This window comes from Shewanella sp. SACH (assembly GCF_001887095.2).
Classification (GTDB): domain Bacteria; phylum Pseudomonadota; class Gammaproteobacteria; order Enterobacterales; family Shewanellaceae; genus Shewanella; species Shewanella baltica.
On sequence record NZ_MPDG02000003.1, the window covers coordinates 32,648 to 49,003 of the forward strand.

At 47.8% G+C, this 16,356-nt stretch carries 14 protein-coding genes; 9 read left to right on the forward strand and 5 right to left on the reverse strand.

Annotation, left to right across the window (positions count from 1 at the left end):
* Window positions 1–203: 203 nt before the first annotated feature.
* The 3 genes from BM607_RS14325 to BM607_RS14335 all read left to right on the forward strand — a co-directional run bounded on the left by BM607_RS14325 (window position 204) and on the right by BM607_RS14335 (window position 5,800).
* Complete coding sequence (locus BM607_RS14325) at window positions 204–1,928, forward strand: RluA family pseudouridine synthase (protein WP_071940201.1); 1,725 nt, start codon at window positions 204–206, stop codon at window positions 1,926–1,928.
* Window positions 1,929–2,070: 142 nt separating this feature from the next.
* Window positions 2,071–3,531, forward strand: coding sequence for a DUF3142 domain-containing protein (locus BM607_RS14330; protein ID WP_071940200.1), 1,461 nt, complete (start codon window positions 2,071–2,073; stop codon window positions 3,529–3,531).
* A complete protein-coding gene (locus BM607_RS14335; protein ID WP_071940199.1) occupies window positions 3,521–5,800 on the forward strand; it encodes a hypothetical protein in 2,280 nt (759 codons plus the stop codon). Before BM607_RS14330 ends, BM607_RS14335 begins: the two co-directional genes overlap by 11 nt.
* A 68-nt stretch (window positions 5,801–5,868) precedes the next feature.
* Here the strand turns inward: BM607_RS14335 and BM607_RS14340 are convergent, their stop codons facing one another.
* The 5 genes from BM607_RS14340 to BM607_RS14360 all read right to left on the reverse strand — a co-directional run bounded on the left by BM607_RS14340 (window position 5,869) and on the right by BM607_RS14360 (window position 10,107).
* Window positions 5,869–6,822, reverse strand: a complete 954-nt coding sequence (locus BM607_RS14340; protein WP_071940198.1) for a D-2-hydroxyacid dehydrogenase — start codon at window positions 6,820–6,822, stop codon at window positions 5,869–5,871.
* A 35-nt stretch (window positions 6,823–6,857) separates the two neighbouring features.
* Complete coding sequence (locus BM607_RS14345; protein WP_071940197.1) at window positions 6,858–7,490, reverse strand: porin family protein; 633 nt, start codon at window positions 7,488–7,490, stop codon at window positions 6,858–6,860.
* A gap of 41 nt (window positions 7,491–7,531) precedes the next feature.
* Window positions 7,532–8,320, reverse strand: a complete 789-nt coding sequence (gene djlA / locus BM607_RS14350) for a co-chaperone DjlA (protein ID WP_071940196.1) — start codon at window positions 8,318–8,320, stop codon at window positions 7,532–7,534.
* Window positions 8,321–8,389: 69 nt separating this feature from the next.
* Window positions 8,390–9,067 carry an N-acetylmuramate alpha-1-phosphate uridylyltransferase MurU gene (murU, locus tag BM607_RS14355; RefSeq protein ID WP_071940195.1) on the reverse strand — a complete coding sequence of 226 codons (678 nt, stop codon included), beginning with the start codon at window positions 9,065–9,067 and terminating at the stop codon, window positions 8,390–8,392.
* A complete protein-coding gene (locus tag BM607_RS14360) occupies window positions 9,064–10,107 on the reverse strand; it encodes a phosphotransferase (RefSeq protein ID WP_083548638.1) in 1,044 nt (347 codons plus the stop codon). The genes murU and BM607_RS14360 overlap by 4 nt, the downstream gene beginning before the upstream one ends.
* Before the next feature lie 159 nt (window positions 10,108–10,266).
* On the opposite strand from BM607_RS14360, the gene lptD reads away from it, so the two are divergent.
* The 6 genes from lptD (at window position 10,267) to apaG (ending at window position 16,355) form a co-directional block, all read left to right on the forward strand.
* The gene (lptD, locus tag BM607_RS14365; RefSeq protein WP_071940193.1) at window positions 10,267–12,564 is read left to right on the forward strand and encodes an LPS assembly protein LptD; all 2,298 of its coding nucleotides are present in this window, start codon (window positions 10,267–10,269) and stop codon (window positions 12,562–12,564) included.
* A 118-nt stretch (window positions 12,565–12,682) separates the two neighbouring features.
* On the forward strand, window positions 12,683–12,820 hold the full coding sequence (locus BM607_RS14370; protein ID WP_006085821.1) for a hypothetical protein: 138 nt from the start codon (window positions 12,683–12,685) through the stop codon (window positions 12,818–12,820).
* Window positions 12,807–14,111: a peptidylprolyl isomerase SurA gene (gene surA, locus BM607_RS14375; RefSeq protein WP_006085822.1), complete on the forward strand. Its 1,305-nt coding sequence runs from the start codon at window positions 12,807–12,809 to the stop codon at window positions 14,109–14,111. The genes BM607_RS14370 and surA overlap by 14 nt, the downstream gene beginning before the upstream one ends.
* Window positions 14,112–14,117: 6 nt before the next feature.
* Window positions 14,118–15,104, forward strand: coding sequence for a 4-hydroxythreonine-4-phosphate dehydrogenase PdxA (gene pdxA / locus BM607_RS14380; RefSeq protein ID WP_006085824.1), 987 nt, complete (start codon window positions 14,118–14,120; stop codon window positions 15,102–15,104).
* 15 nt (window positions 15,105–15,119) lie between these two features.
* Window positions 15,120–15,926, forward strand: coding sequence for a 16S rRNA (adenine(1518)-N(6)/adenine(1519)-N(6))-dimethyltransferase RsmA (gene rsmA / locus BM607_RS14385; protein ID WP_071940192.1), 807 nt, complete (start codon window positions 15,120–15,122; stop codon window positions 15,924–15,926).
* Window positions 15,927–15,974: 48 nt separating this feature from the next.
* Complete coding sequence (gene apaG, locus BM607_RS14390; protein ID WP_006080538.1) at window positions 15,975–16,355, forward strand: Co2+/Mg2+ efflux protein ApaG; 381 nt, start codon at window positions 15,975–15,977, stop codon at window positions 16,353–16,355.
* Window position 16,356 lies beyond the last annotated feature (1 nt).

Here is a 16,356-nt window from a genome sequence, read left to right on the forward strand (position 1 = left end):
CTTGTCTTGTGGCCTTACTTTGCAAGCAAAGCAAAACAAACCCTGTGGTCTGAGCGTAATTTCGGGCAAGTTGTTCAGAGCTTTTTATTGCGAGCGCTTATTAAGACGATTGATTTCGAGCTGTGGCTTAATTCGAGCGTGATCTAAGTAAACTCCAGCAGCAAAAATCCATTAGTAATAGAACCCAAAAGTAGTAGAAACCAATGCATCTTCAGCCTTCTTGCTTTACCTCTTTCACACAAGCCATTGATGCCTATGCCCTGCCGCAGCGTTTTACCTTTCCTTTCTATTACGAACCACATCCGCTGTGCGTGATTGCAGCCAACGAATTACAACAACACCTTGAGACTCAAAGTGATTGGCAACATAACTTTGGCCTAACGGGTGAGTTAACTGGCGCCATTGGCAAGATGTTCGGGGTATTACTGGTACAAAATCCACAAGGTGAAGTCGGCTATTTATCTGCATTTTCGGGCAAATTAGCCGAGCAAAACCATTGGCCACGCTTTGTTCCACCTGTGTTTGATATGCTGGCTAAGGACAATTTTTTCCACGCCGAAAATCTGCAAATCAACCAAATTAACGAGCAGCTGTTTGCAGTAGAAAACCATCCCGACATTCCGAGGCTATCAACCGAGCTAGAAACTGAACAAGCTCAAGCGCAAGCCGAACTTGACGCCCACAGACAAGTGATGATCGATAGCCGCCAATCTCGCAAGGCGCAGCGTAATCAACTCGCAGCCCAATTGGCTGCCAATCCGACTGATGAGACCTTGCGTGAAAACGCAATAACTGAAGCAAAGCTCAGCCAGGAAAGCATCAGTGAAAAGAATCAGTTAAGAGATATTAAACGCTATTGGGATGAACGTATTCATACCATCAGCCAAGCGCTAAGCCAACTGACAGATGAGCGCGATGCGTTACGACAACAGCGTAAGCGGCTCTCGGCGGCGCTGCAGCAAAAGCTGTTTGAGCAGTATCGATTTCTCAATATTAAAGGCACAGAAAAGAGTCTGAACGGCATATTTAATGGCACGGTTGAGTTAACCCCGCCCGCAGGCTCGGGCGAATGTGCCGCGCCTAAGTTGTTACATTACGCCTTTAAACATGACCTTAAACCATTGGCGATTGCCGAGTTTTGGTGGGGCGCGCCGCCAAAATCAGAAATCCGCCAGCATAAGCAGTTTTATCCCGCCTGCCTGCGAAAATGCCAACCTATTCTTGGACATATGCTCGAAGGACTCGTGGTTGATGAGAATCCTCTGCTTACCAACCCCGCCGAAGGCAAAACCTTAGCCATCCTCTATCAAGACGATGCGATGGCGATTGTGAATAAACCCGCCGAGTTTTTATCCGTGCCCGGCAAAGAAATTGAAGACTCAGTGTATTCGCGTATGTGCCAAACCTTTCCCCATGCCACAGGGCCGCTAATCGTCCACAGGCTCGATATGTCAACCTCGGGATTAATGGTGATCGCGCTGACAAAAGATGCCCATAAACAGCTGCAAAAACAGTTTATCCAGCGCACTGTGACTAAACGTTATGTAGCACTTTTGGCGGGAATGCCTGCGGTAATGGCAAATAAGCAGGCGACGGGCCACATCTCTTTACCCTTGCGTGGTGATTTAGACGATAGACCGAGACAACTCGTTTGCCATGAGTTTGGTAAAGCAGCCGAAACCCATTGGGAATTGAGCCAACTTGATGAAATGGCACTTACAGCCCGCATATATCTGTATCCAAAAACAGGCAGAACCCATCAACTCAGGGTTCACTGCGCCCACTCAGAGGGGCTAAATACCCCGATTGTCGGTGACGACCTCTACGGCACTCGCGCCAATCGCCTGCATCTGCATGCGGATTTATTGATGCTTCAGCATCCAGTTACCCGTGAGCGGATGCGCTTTCAGGTCGATCCTGATTTTTGAGATCTGAGTTCTGATATTGATTAGCAAGGCACCAAAGGAAGAACCAAGCTTAGGGGCATTATCAGAAGTTTGACCGCGATGTAAAAGCGAGCTTTTTCGGGCATAGTAATGCCTCACTCAAAACGGAATCGATAGCAGTAGTATGGGCATAGGCAATCTGGTTAAAAACATTAGCCTAAATCAATGGCTGTTATTCGCTTTGTTGAGCACCACTCTATTCATGAGCGCCTGTCAGCCCGCATCGGAACCGAGTGAACTCAAGACAACCCCAGATGCCAGTCATACAGCAGAAGTCACCTCAGCAACCGCAATGCCTCGTGCTCCGCTCACCCAGGAAGTCTATATCTGGCAGCGCCAATGGCGCCCCGCCAATCAAACGGCATTAGTGCAAAGCCAAGGAGCATTCCAAGGATTGCGCATTTTAGCGCTGCAAGCACATCCAAAACCCAATGGCGCAAACATTTGGTTTGAAGTCGCGGTCAATCATGCTTGGCTACAGGCAGATCCTAGACCCAAAATCGCCGTGATTCGCTTAGATGGTCAGTTCGTGCATTTAAATGATGAACAAGTGATCCGTAAAATCAGCCAAGTACTGACAGATTGGCAGGCAAAAGGCACGCACATAGCCGGAGTTGAAATCGATCACGACAGCGCTAGCAGCAAACTGCCCGCCTATCGGGATTTTCTTAAAAAGCTTAAAGCGCAGTTACCTGCTGACCTTAAACTCAGCATTACCGCCCTGCCCGCTTGGCTCAATAGCGCCAATTTCCCCGCATTACTCACCAATATCGATGAACTCGTGCTGCAAATTCACAGCGTGAGCGACCCACGCCTCGGACTATTCGATGCCGATCAAGGTTGGCAATGGGTGCAGCAACTCTCAAAAATCAGTACTGTACCTTATCTTATTGCGCTTCCCGCTTACGGCTCGGCGGTCATCAGCACAGCTTCAGGTTATAAAGTTGAGAGTGAAACACCGCTTCGAGGTCAACTCAATGATACCCATGCAGTACAGGAACTGATGGCCGATCCGCAAGTGTTGCAAGCTTTTGTGCACAAACTGCAAAGCCACGCGGATGCCAAGCTCAAAGGCATTATCTGGTTCAGGCTGCCGCTGGAAGGGGATAAAAGAGTCTGGCCACTCGACACCTTAATCGCCGTTGCGCAGCAAGGTAAACTTGCCGCCAAGATTGAATTAGTGATCTCAAGCGATAACGATACCCAAACGACATTAGCCACTGAAAATAAGACTAAAAACCAAGAAATCCTCAAGCCACAGCTATTCCAACTGAGCTTAATTAATCGCGGTAATATTGCTGGCGAGATTCCCACGACTTTGTCCCTAGCGGGACAAGCTTGCAGCGGGTATGATGCGCAAAATGGCTATCGCGTAATACAAAAAAATGGCCTGTTAGTCTGGCAGTGGCGAGCTGACAATACCGCCGCGTTGGCGCCGACTGACACTGCTCCAAGCGCGACGAACATGCCAATGCCGCAAGCAAACAAACAAACTCAAAAACACATGCTCAACCCTGGCGGCCAGAAAGTGATAGGCTGGGCACGTTGTGAGTCATTATATTTACAGGGAATTTATGCGCCATAAGCCAACATCATCATCCACAATGGCAACATCCAATCAGGCTTTTATGCTTAAAAAAACCACGCTTATCTGTTTAAGCCTATTTTCGCCAATGCTCTTGGCCTGCGGCCCCGACTTCCCTTTGCAATTGACTCAGGACAGGCAGAGTAATCTCAGTTATTTACCGCAAACCTCTTTCAGCCAGCAGCTAACCGCCCTCGCAAAACCTTTGCCTTGGCAGTATCAAGATGCGCCAGCCGCGCAGGAATATCTGTGGGATGAAGTGCATAGCCGTTATCTGTCACAAACTCGCGCCTTTGAAAACAGCGAGTTAAGTGAAGCCCATTTAATCTTAGTGAACACACTACGGGATGCGACAGGTCCAATCGAGGCCGAACAAATGGCCGCTAAGTTGGATAAGGATTTGCCCCAAGCGCTGACCTGGTACACCTTAGGCGCCGTGGCGTTTGAGGCAAAAGATTATGATAGAGCGAGTAACTATTTCAGTAAAATCATTAAATTACCAGAAAATGAACGCGCATCTCGCAGTCTGTGGGCACTCTATTCGCTGTCGCGTATTGAGCTTATCTTAAGTAAAACCTCAGCGGATCCTGAGCACTTTAATCGTGCCAACGCTTACCTGGCTCAATTGCAAAACGAAGTCACCCAAGGCGTCGCCGATCCCCTGCGTTTGAGCTTAGCTAGCCTAGGTGAGCAAGCCTATATTCTGCTGCACCAAGGCCAGCCGCTCCCGCAAGTGACCAATCAAAGTGCAGATGATACTGAGCTACAAATGACGCTTACCCCTGATGCACTGAATAAGGCAATTGAGCTCTATGCCACCCAATCGGTGCAAGGCGATAGCGGCGGTTATGATTCTTTATTGATGTTAAGCCGCACCTTGATGGGGAAAGACATTGCTGAACTAAAACCGCTACTGCAACAGGCGAGCGTGCAGCAGTTATTGATTGCCTATTGGCAAAGCAGCACCAATGAATTTGCCTACGATGGCCAGCTTTCGGAAATGGGCTCAAAGGTAGCTGACATCCTCAAAGTGTTTCCAACCGATGGTTTACAACTCAACCATGGCGATAAGTTAGCCGCGATTTATTACCAGCTTGGGGATTATGCCAGTGCTGAGCGCCTATTGACGCTAGCGAAACCCAGCGGCCTCACTTGGTGGCTCAACGCAAAATTACTGCTACAAAAGGGCGATCAAGCAGAAGCGGCCAAGGCCTATGCTCAGGCAGCGCGTCACTTCCCCAAACAGTCTAATGAAGCATTGGCCACAGTTGATGCTAAAGAGACTCAACAGCAAGCCATTAATGCCGATGAAGATATAGCCACTTACTGTCGTATTCGCGCAGAGCAAGGCGTGTTATCACTAGAGCGCGGCGAATATGTCGATGCGCTCAATCACTTACTCGCCAGCGGCGACGAGTACTGGCAAGACATCGCCTATGTGGCGGAGCGCGTTCTCACCACGGCTGAACTTAAGTTATTTATCGATGAGCATGTGCCGCTTATCGCCTTCGAATATCCTAAAGATAGCGACTGGTACGATAACATTGAGCCGATTAACAATCGCTTACGCTATTTACTAGGCCGCAGATTATTACGTGAAGGCGCAATTGCCGAAGCGCCTGCTTATTTCCCTAATCCTAATCTTAATGCCAGCGCCCTCACCTATGGCACTGAGCTGAAAGCGGCGAAAAATGCAACAGGCATTGATAGCGCTAAGGCCTATTGGGCTGCAGCAGAACTTGCCCGCCATCAAGGTATGGAAATCTTAGGGTTTGAATTAGCCCCAGATTACGCTATCTACCAAGGGGTATTCGATCTAAGCGATTGGAATGAACCGAGCAAATTGGCCGAAAAAGAACAGCTGCGGCTCAGCGCCAGCCAAGCCGTTCCCGATAAACGCTTCCATTATCGCTACACGGCGGCGGAACTGGCCAACAAGGCATCGGATCATGTGCCCCACAACAGCCAAGCCTATGCCGCGCTACTCTGTCAAGCCACGGGTTGGGTATTGTATCGAGATCAAGAACTTGCCCTACGCTACTACAAAAAATACGTCGCCAACGGCCCCTTTGTGCCTTGGGCCGAAAACTTTGGTTTGCAGTGTGAAACGCCTGATTTTGACGGTGCAGTAAAACGAGCACAGGCCAATGAAATAGCTGAATGGAACGCACTGTACCACAAGCTGAAAAAACCGGTTGTATTTGGCGTATTAGCCATCACGGGCTTATTGGGTGTGTGGTGGATGCGTAGAAGAAAGACTCAAAAATAGTTAATCCTATAGCGTCTTTCTCTCTTCAAACGTCAATATGATGAAAAGAGAGAAAGACGCATACCGCTTTACTTGTTCACGCAGTTAATCACTTCACCCTGTAAATAACCGTGCACATTCGCCACGGCAATATTGAGTAGACTTTGTCTCGCTTCCTTAGTCGCCCACGCATTATGGGGACTAATACTGATATTTGGTGCATGCAATAAGGGATTATCCGCGCTGGGCGGCTCGGTCGATAACACATCGACACCGGCAAATAAGCGGTTTTGTGAAAGCGCTGCAGCAAGCGCGGCCTCATCAATTAATCCACCGCGTGCCGTATTAATCAGCAGCGCATTAGGCTTCATCAAAGCAAGAGTTTGCTGATTGATAAATTGCTCAGTCTCAGGGGTAAGCGGGCAATGCAGCGAGATAATATCTGATTCGCTCAGCACAGTATCACGCGGTACCCAAGTGGAACCTTGGGGCAAGTCTTTGATAACAGAGCGGGTATTGACGAGCACTTTCATCCCGAATGCAAGGGCGAGCGTCCCAACCTGCTGGCCGATATCACCATAACCTATTAAACCTAAAGTCTTGCCTTTTAAGGATTGCAGCGGCATTAAGGTGAAACAAAAATCTTGGCAGTTCACCCACAGACCATCGACCACGGCTTGATGATGGGCAGCCACGGCTTGGGTGTGATGCAGTATATGGGCAAAAACCATCTGCGCTACGGCATCGGGCGCATAAGCGGGCACATTCGTTACCACTATACCGCGCGCTTTTGCAGCCGCTATATCGACAACGTTAGTACCCGTTGCCAATACGCCTATGTATTTCAGTGCCGGAAGTTGCGCCAGAGTCTTAGCATTGAGCGGCGTTTTATTGGTGAGAATGATCTCTGCACTTTGGGCACGCGCAACAATATCGGCGCCAGCGGTGCGAGGGAAACACGCAAACTCGCCTAATTCAGTCAAGGATTGCCAACTGAGATCGCCAGGATTTAAGGTTTCGCCATCGAGTACAACTATCTTCATGCCGCTAAATCTCCTTTTAAGACGATGTGTTAGCGCTAAAAACTGACTTTGAGCCCAAGGTTAGCCTGCGCCTGCCACATCACATCCGACGTAATATGCCATAGGCATTCATCTTCATTGCAAAACAACGAACTGTCGCTGTTGATAAACGTCGCGTAACCGCGGATATCTGCAAACAAACCAAAGTGTGGCGTCACTTGATACTCGACCCCACCGCCAATCCCCATAGAGAAACGCGTTTCACTCGACCAAGCGTCGGGCAACATGCGGGTTATCCCCGCACTTGCGGTGACATAGGGTCGAATATCGCCACGGGGGAAATATAAAGTGCCGCCTAAGTGGATGTAATCTAAGTCTAACGAGGTTAGACGATCGGGCGTAAACAAACCGCCACTTTTGAGTTCAGAGGCTTGGTGACTGTATAAAAGATAAATATTTCCGGGATCATTCGTGCCAATGCCCAGCATCAGGCCGTAATGGCTCGATTCCTCGACCTTCACATTTTTCTTGTCGCCCGTTTGATCTGCATTGACGTTAATTTGATTAACATCAAATTGACCGCCGCCCAGACTATAACCGCCAAAAGGTGCGACAAACACCTCGGCCTGCGCGGACATAGTCACAGGTAACAAACTCGCCAATAGCAACAGGCTATGCGTGTTTTTCATAATGAATTCCTTATCTTTTATAAAATCCAAAGCAATCAAGACTAACGCATACCACGCTCAGACTTGACTCTGTCATAGGCCGCTTGAATATCCTGTGCCTTACGATTTGCCAACTCCATCATTTCCGGTGGCAGGCCTTTAGCGACTAACTTATCGGGATGATGTTCGTTCATCAACTTACGGTAAGCTCGCTTAACTTCTTGGTCGCTGGCCTCGTTAGTAATCCCCAGCAAACTGTAGGCATCGGTAATCGATGTTTTATTACCACTTGAGGTCTGATGAAAGCGAAACTCCGCTTGCCAGCGCTTCAGTAACTCATCTAACTGCACTCGACCATAACCTAACTCTTGGGCAATCGTCATCAAGATAGCGTGTTCAGCGGGATCCAGTTCACCATCGGACAATGCCGTTTGGATCTGAATTTCAATGAACATCTGCACTAACTCTTTGCGTCCCATGGTAATAACGCGGAAAGCTTGGAGGCTGCTGCGTAGATCAAAATCCGCCGATTTCCCCTCGCGAAACGCCTGCTGCGCTTCTTTACGGGCTTCACCGGTTAAGCGCATTTGATCCATCAACAGGGTCGCGATGCGAATATCGGTTTCAGTCACCTGTCCCGACGCTTTCGCCACATGCCCCATCACCGCAAAGGTGGTATTGAAGAAGATCGCTTGGCGATTCTTAGCCTGCCCTAGAACTTGTCGAAACCCCACGCCAGAAGCTGCGCGCTTATCGTAGAGGTGCCCGAGCCACAAGCCGAGCAAAGCACCAAAGATGCGGCCGAACATAAAGCCAATGATAAACCCAAAAAACTTACCCCAAAAGCGCATCTTATATCCTGATTTCTATAATGTATTTGATGTGCCAGCGCTATCCTATGGATAAGCAAGCACAGATATTTAGGTATTGCTTTGTAATCTGAGTTCGAGCCCTTGCAGGCGTGCAATCGTGCCAACATCGCACCAAAGCCCGTGAAACAGCGCGCCGCTGACTCGGCCTTGGGCCATTTGCTTTCTAAGCAGCGGACCGAGTGCAAACGCGCCCTGCGGCGTGTGATTAAACAGCGACGGCCGATAAATGCCCATGCCAGAGAAAGTGTGCTTAGTCTCACCAAGCTCCTGCACTCGATTGCCACTCAAGGCGAAATCCCCCTGCGGATGCTGCTCAGGATTAGGCACTAGCCAGAGATGGGCGAGCGTATCGGCAGCAAGCTGCGTGATTGGCGGTAAGGCATCGATAAACACATCACCATTAATGACCAAAAAGGGTTCATCGCTTTCCCCCTCACACAATAAAGGCAAAGCCCGTTTAATGCCGCCGCCGGTTTCAAGCGCACTCTCTTCGGCGCTATAGCGAATTCGCACCCCAAAAGCGCTGCCATCGCCCAGCGCCTCGACTAATTTATGCCCTAGCCAAGCATGGTTGATGACGATATCGACTATGCCTAACGCGGCGAGTTTTTCAATATGGTAAACAATCAACGGTTTACCTAATACTGGCACCATAGGTTTAGGCATATTATCCGTTAACGGCCGTAACCTCTCACCTCGTCCGGCGGCCAAGATCATGGCTTTCATTGCTTAACCTCAGATAAAGACTGGCTAGCTGCAAACGCAGGCAACACGCGACGAGTCAACCAGTGTGCAAATGACACGAGTTCGGGATACTGCATGGCAATGTCGACAATATACGTTAATGTCAGTGGAATATCCGCCATATACGCAGGTTTACTGTCACGATAATTTAACCGTGCAAAAATCCCCACCGCCTTGATATGACGCTGCAAGCCCATGAGATCAAACCAAGTTTGATATTGTTCCATAGTAGCCAGTGCGGGAATGAAGCCTAGCGCGAGTGCTTGCTGATAATGGTATTGCATCAAGTCTGCGACTAACTGCTGCGGCCAGCGAATATAACAATCACGCAATAGCGATACCGCGTCGTAGGTCACAGGGCCGACGACGGCATCCTGAAAATCAATTACGCACAGCTTGCCTGCTTGCAGCATAAGATTGCGGCTATGGAAATCCCTATGCATCCCCACGCTAGGCTGAGATAGCGCATTGTCGACAAGCAGATCGAAGCTATCGCTTAGCATTTGCAGCTCTGACTCGTCCAAAGACAAATTAAGATGAGTGCCGAGTAGCCACTCAGTAAAGATGTGCAATTCACGGCGAACAAAGGCTTCGTCGTACAGAGGTAAGGGCTCAACTAGGCCGCTATCAAGATGCTGACTTTCAACTACAGAGGCCACTTGCGGCAGTAAATCGAGCGCCTGACGATAATAGTCAGCCACGTTTTGCACGTTAAGCACTGATAACAGCTGGGTATCGCCTAAGTCGCTCATCAGCATAAAACCTTGAGCAGCGTCGGCATGGATCACTTTTGGAACTGTCAATCCCACGGCGGCATAGGCATTAGATAAAGCGATAAAGGGTACGATGGGTACCAGTTGTGGCGGTGAATCGGCGGCGATAAAGGTGGCATCGGGCGTCGTGATCCGAAAGTAACGTCTAAAACTTGCGTCACCGGAAATCAATACTGGTGTCACCTCATCGGAAAAATATGCATTCAGCCACTGATTTAGGGAAAGAAATCTCGGATCGGATAAAGTCATTTCATGGCTCTTAAAGAAAAATTGCTTTATTATAGCTGGCATATAATTTGGAAACAGCTAAGAAATTGAGAGATTTATTAAGCGGCGTTGCGTTTGTAAATTGCAACTTTCCCCATCCATACTTGTCCAGAATAAGAAATCATAATTACTGACCTAAAGATGCAGATCCGATACCTTCTGGCCCTGAGCCTGTTACCGCAATTAGTCCTGGCAGACGACTCTCCAACCGCTTCGGCATCTCAATGCTTAATCGAACCGCCAGTACCCCGTATCGTATCTCAAACCCAAGGAATGAGTGCGGCTGAACTCAACAAAATTCGTATCACGTCTGATAACACCAATGCCGAAATGGGCAAACAGGCGATTTTTCGTGGTGATGTGGTTTTTAGCCAAGGCGATAGACACATAGCGGCCGATGAGGCGATTTTAGATCAAGCGACCGAACAGTTTGATGCCAATGGTAATTTAGTCTTCCAAGACAGTAACTTCACTGTTACCGCCGAGTCATTACAAGCTCAAATGCGCTCCAATCGTGCCACCCTTAAAGGGGCGCAATATTGGCTGCATGGACAACAGGTCCATGGCGATGCAGAAAAGCTGCAAATTACCATCAATAACAATTTAATTTTAACCAATACCAACTTTACCACTTGTCCTCCTGACAATGTCTCTTGGCTGCTCGAAGCCGAGAAAATCAAGATTAACAGTGAAGAAGAATGGGGTGAAATTTGGAATGCCAAGTTAAGAGTCGGCGGCGTGCCTGTATTCTACATTCCCTACATGACAGTGCCGGTTTCAGATAAACGTAAGTCGGGCTTTCTCTACCCCAGCTTTAGTACCAGTACCACTAATGGCGTCGAAATTGCTGCGCCCTATTACTGGAACATTGCCCCTGAATATGATTTAACCTTTACACCTAACTATATGTCTAACCGTGGTTTATTCACTAAGACTGAGTTTGGTTATTTAGCAGGCGAGGCTCAAAAAGGTCGAGTCAATTTTGAATATCTAGGCAACGACCAATTGATCAGTGGCAGCCCTAATCGCTACCTGTACAACTGGCAACACCAAGGGTCAATCGACAAGAATTGGCGGGTATTAGCTAATTTTACCGACGTGTCAGACAACAACTATTTCAATGACTTAAAGTCAGATGTTAACCGTGCAACTGACAACCAATTGTCGCGCATAGGTGAAATCAGCTACTTCGAAAGTAACTGGGATATCAGCACCCGGGTCCAAGATATTAAAGTACTCGGTGAAGACGAAAAACCGTATCAGGTGATGCCTCAGGTCAACTTTAACTTTCGCGCCGCCGATTTTTGGAACAATTTAGATTTTGGCTTTAATTCAGAGCTGACGAATTTTGCCCATCAAGACAACAATGTGAACACGGCGACGCGTTTACATATGTCACCGAGCGTGACCCTGCCAATTCACGGACCTTCGGGCTCACTGACCAGCCAAGTGAAGCTGATGCAGACCAATTATTGGCAGCATAATGAAGACCCTGATCTTGTTGTCGATGACACGGTAAGCCGTACCATTCCGCAAGTACGGATTAATGGTCAGATTAACTTCGAGCGTTTTACTGAGCTTTTCGATGAAAACTATCGCCAAACACTGGAACCGCAATTCCAATATCTTTATGTTGGCTACGAAGACCAACGCGGCATAGGAATTTACGATACGGCCCAATTACAGGATGACTATTTTGGTCTATTCCGTGATCGCCGCTTCTCGGGACTGGATCGCATTTCCGATGCGAATCAAGTCACGCTAGGTGTTACCACGCGTATCTTTGACAGTCACAACCAAGAAGCGACTAAATTCAGCTTAGGGCAAATTTTTTACCTGCAGGACAGTAAAGTCGGCTACGAAGACAATATTTTCGAATCAAATCAATCGACATCAGTACTGGCTGCCGAGTTAGATACCCGTTTGACGAATGATTGGTACATGGGTGCGGCAATTCAATACGACACCAACACCAGTGAAAATAAAAAAACGGAAGTCACCTTAGATTTCAGACCCGAAGCGAACAAATTGCTGCAATTTAGCTATCGGTACGTCCCCGATTTATTAAACTCCAATACCAATGATACTGTGAACATCTCTCAAGCGGGTGTTCGTGGCGCTTGGCCCATCAGTGACGATCTCTACTTCGTGGGTAATTGGTATTATGACTTAAACGAAAGCCGCAGCATTGAAACCTACACAGGTATTCAATACGAATCATGTTGTTATGCGGTGCGATTTAGTTATCACTACCGCATTAAAACTAACTATGACGACAACATTGGCTCTGCTGCTATCGACTCGCGTGAGCAGTTTGAAAGCGGCTTCTACCTGAATTTAGTCATTAAAGGACTGGGTGGTTCTGGCCCATTAGGCGTAACCGATATGCTCAATGACGGCCTGTTTAACTACAGAAAACCGCTTTATCTGAGGAATTAGCAAAGAATTGTGATAGATTGCTGAACCTCAACAAGGACTGAGAGTCCAAACAGGTTAATGAGTGCTTTATCGTTTGCCTTTTGCTAACGCTAATAAAAGCGGATCTTAAGGTTTAACCATGCACTCAAATGCATCGCCAAAAAATTACATTAGGGCAACTCGCTGTAATTTCGATATAAATGGTAAAGTTATTTCAATTAAGCCGTCGAACCTGACCTTAGAACGTGCCAAGGATTTTGTGGATGAAACCCAGTAAACATCTGATTTTTGCTTTATTTGCACTCGCTATCAGCCAACCTACATTGGCCGCACCTCAGCCGCTCGACCGCGTTGCGGTCCAAATTAACGACGGCATAGTGCTCGAAAGTGAAATCACTAACATGATTGACACTGTTAAAGCCAATGCCAAAACGGCAAACCAATCGTTACCTTCTGACAGTGCCCTGCGCACTCAGGTGATTGAACGTTTGATCTTGACCCGTTTACAACTGCAAATGGCAGATCGTATTGGCCTGCATATTGGTGACTTACAATTAGACCAAGCGATTGAAAACATCGCACGCGAACAAAAAATGTCTGTGGCGCAGATGCAACAGAAAATTGAAAGCGAAGGGTTAAGCTTCAGCCAATACCGCGAGCAATTGCGCGAAGAAATCACCTTAGGTGAAATTCAACGTATTCAAGTACAACGTCGTATCCAAGTGTCACCACAGGAAATTACTAGCCTAGTCAAACTCATCCAAGAACAAGGGATGAAAGATGTGGAATACCAAATTGGCCACATCCTGATTGACGTGCCAAATAATCCTACCAGTGAACAACTGGAATCCTCGAGCAAACGTGCCAATATCGTTTTGGAGCGTTTGAAGAGTGGTGAAGATTTCCGTCGTACCGCTATCGCATCTTCTTCGGGCCCTAAAGCACTCGAAGGCGGTATTTGGGACTACATGAACATCAACGAAATGCCAACCCTGTTCGCCGAAGTGATCAACGGTGCGAAAACGGGTGACATTATCGGCCCGATTAAGAGTGGTGCAGGTTTCCATATTATTAAAATCATGGATGCTCGCGGCCTACAAACCAAAGAAATTGAAGAAGTCAGAGCGCGCCACATTTTGCTCAAGCCATCGCCAATTTTGTCAGAAGATCGTGCTAAAGCCATGCTTGAGCAATTTCTGAAGCAAATTCGCTCAGGTGAAGCTAAGTTTGAAGACCTAGCGCGTCAATATTCTGAAGATCCAGGTTCAGCCACTAAAGGCGGCGAATTAGGTTGGGCAGAGCCAAGCATTTACGTGCCAGAGTTCGCTCAAACCCTTAACAGTTTAAAAACTGACCAGATCAGCGAGCCATTCCGTACTACTCACGGTTGGCACATTACCCAGTTAGAAGAACGCAGAAAAACCGATGCCACGGATCAGTTCAACAGTAACCGTGCGCACCAGTTGATCTTCCGTCGCAAATTTAACGAAGAACTGCAAAACTGGCTAGACGAAATGCGTTCGGACGCATACATTGAAATCTTCCAGCCAGAGACCAATCGAGGTTAATTCTAATTGAGCACTAAACGTATTGCCGTTACCCCAGGCGAACCCGCAGGTATTGGCCCCGATTTAGTCGTACAACTCGCTCAGCAGGCTTGGCCTGCTGAGTTAGTCGTTTGTGCGGATCCAGAATTATTAACCAGCCGTGCTAAACGACTCGGTTTGCAAGTGACTTTCCGCCCTTACCAGCCAAATCAAGCGCCTAAACCGCAAGAAGCGGGCACATTAACCATCGCCCCCTTCAAGCTAGTGACCGAATCGATTTGCGGTCAACTCGATGAGCAAAACAGCACTTATGTAGTTGAAACCTTGCGTTATGCGGGCGAGAAAAACATGAGCGGCGAGTTTGATGCAGTCGTGACAGGTCCGGTACACAAAGGCATTATCAATCAAGCGGGTATTTCCTTTAGTGGCCATACTGAGTTTTTTGCCCATCAAGCAAATTGCCCTGATGTGGTGATGATGCTGGCAACGCCGGGATTACAAGTGGCACTCGTGACCACACATATTCCACTGGCCTATGTTGCAAAAGCGATAACGCGTCAACGCCTACAGCATATTATCAAGATTTTACATGCCGATCTCATCAGCAAATTTGGCATAGTTTCACCGAAAATTTATGTTTGTGGCCTTAATCCACACGCAGGTGAAGACGGCCATTTAGGGCGTGAAGAAATCGACGTGATTATTCCTGCACTCAACGAGTTGCGAGAAGAGTTCCAGATGAATATTGTCGGCCCATTACCGGCCGATACCCTGTTCCAACCTAAATATTTACAGGACGCCGATGTCGTCTTGGCCATGTACCATGACCAAGGACTTCCCGTTCTCAAGTCACAAGGATTTGGCAAATCGGTAAACATCACCTTAGGTTTACCTTATATTCGTACCTCGGTTGACCATGGTACGGCGCTCGATCTCGCGGGTACAGGCAAAGCCGATATTGGCAGCTTTGTGTGTGCTCTGAATAAAGCCATTGAGTTATCCTCAAAGAACTAAACGATTACATTATTAATGAGCAACAAAGTACATTTAGGCCACACGGCCAGAAAGCGTTTCGGACAAAACTTCCTTACCGACGGCAATGTGATTGATCGCATTGTGGGCGCAATTTCCCCCGATAATCACCATGTGATGGTCGAGATCGGCCCAGGCCTTGGTGCCTTAACCGAACCCGTAGCCGAAGCTGTAGATAATCTGACCGTCGTCGAACTTGACCGCGATCTAGTTGAACGCTTACATCATCACCCAGTCCTTAAAGATAAACTGACCATTCACCAAGGTGATGCACTGCAGTTTGATTTTGGTCAACTGAGTGTGCCTGGCAAAAAGATGAAAGTGTTTGGTAACTTACCTTACAACATTTCAACGCCGCTGATGTTCCACCTGTTCGAATTTGCCGAACAGATTGAAACCATGCACTTTATGCTGCAAAAAGAAGTGGTACTGCGTTTATCGGCAAGCCCAGGTTGTAAAGCCTATGGCCGTTTAACGGTAATGGCGCAATACTTCTGCCAAGTGGTTCCGGTTCTTGAAGTGCCGCCCCACAGCTTTACGCCCGCGCCTAAGGTCGACTCAGCAGTCGTACGCTTATTGCCATACGCTGTAAAACCGTTCCCTTGCAAAGATGTGACCGTACTACGTCACCTTTGTACTACGGCGTTCAACATGCGTCGTAAGACTCTGCGTAATAACTTAAAGCACATGTTATCTGACGATGAGTTCGAGCAATTAGAGATTGACTCAAGTCAACGTCCAGAGCAGATTAGCGTGCAACAGTATGTTGCTATGGCTAACATGGTTTGCGATAAGAAAGCATAAATATGTCTGGGCACTTAGGTGCCCTTTAACCAGAGCCTAGGAACAAGAATGAGCGCATTGGACACCTCCATTCGGGTTGAAGTTAAAACTGAATATATAGAGCAGCAGTCCTCGCCCGAGGATGAAAAATACCTCTTCAGCTATACCATCACTATCATCAATTTAGGTGAGCAGGCGGCTAAACTCGAAACCCGTCACTGGATAATCACAGATGCCAATGGCAATACCAGTGAAGTCCAAGGCGCCGGAGTTGTCGGTGAAACACCAACCATAGCGCCAAATACCGCCTATCAATACACCAGTGGCACAGTGCTCGATACACCCCTTGGCATAATGCATGGCACTTATGGTATGGTCAGCGAATCGGGTGAGCATTTCCAAGCGACGATCCGTCCCTTCCGTTTAGCGACCCCAGGCTTACTACATTAAT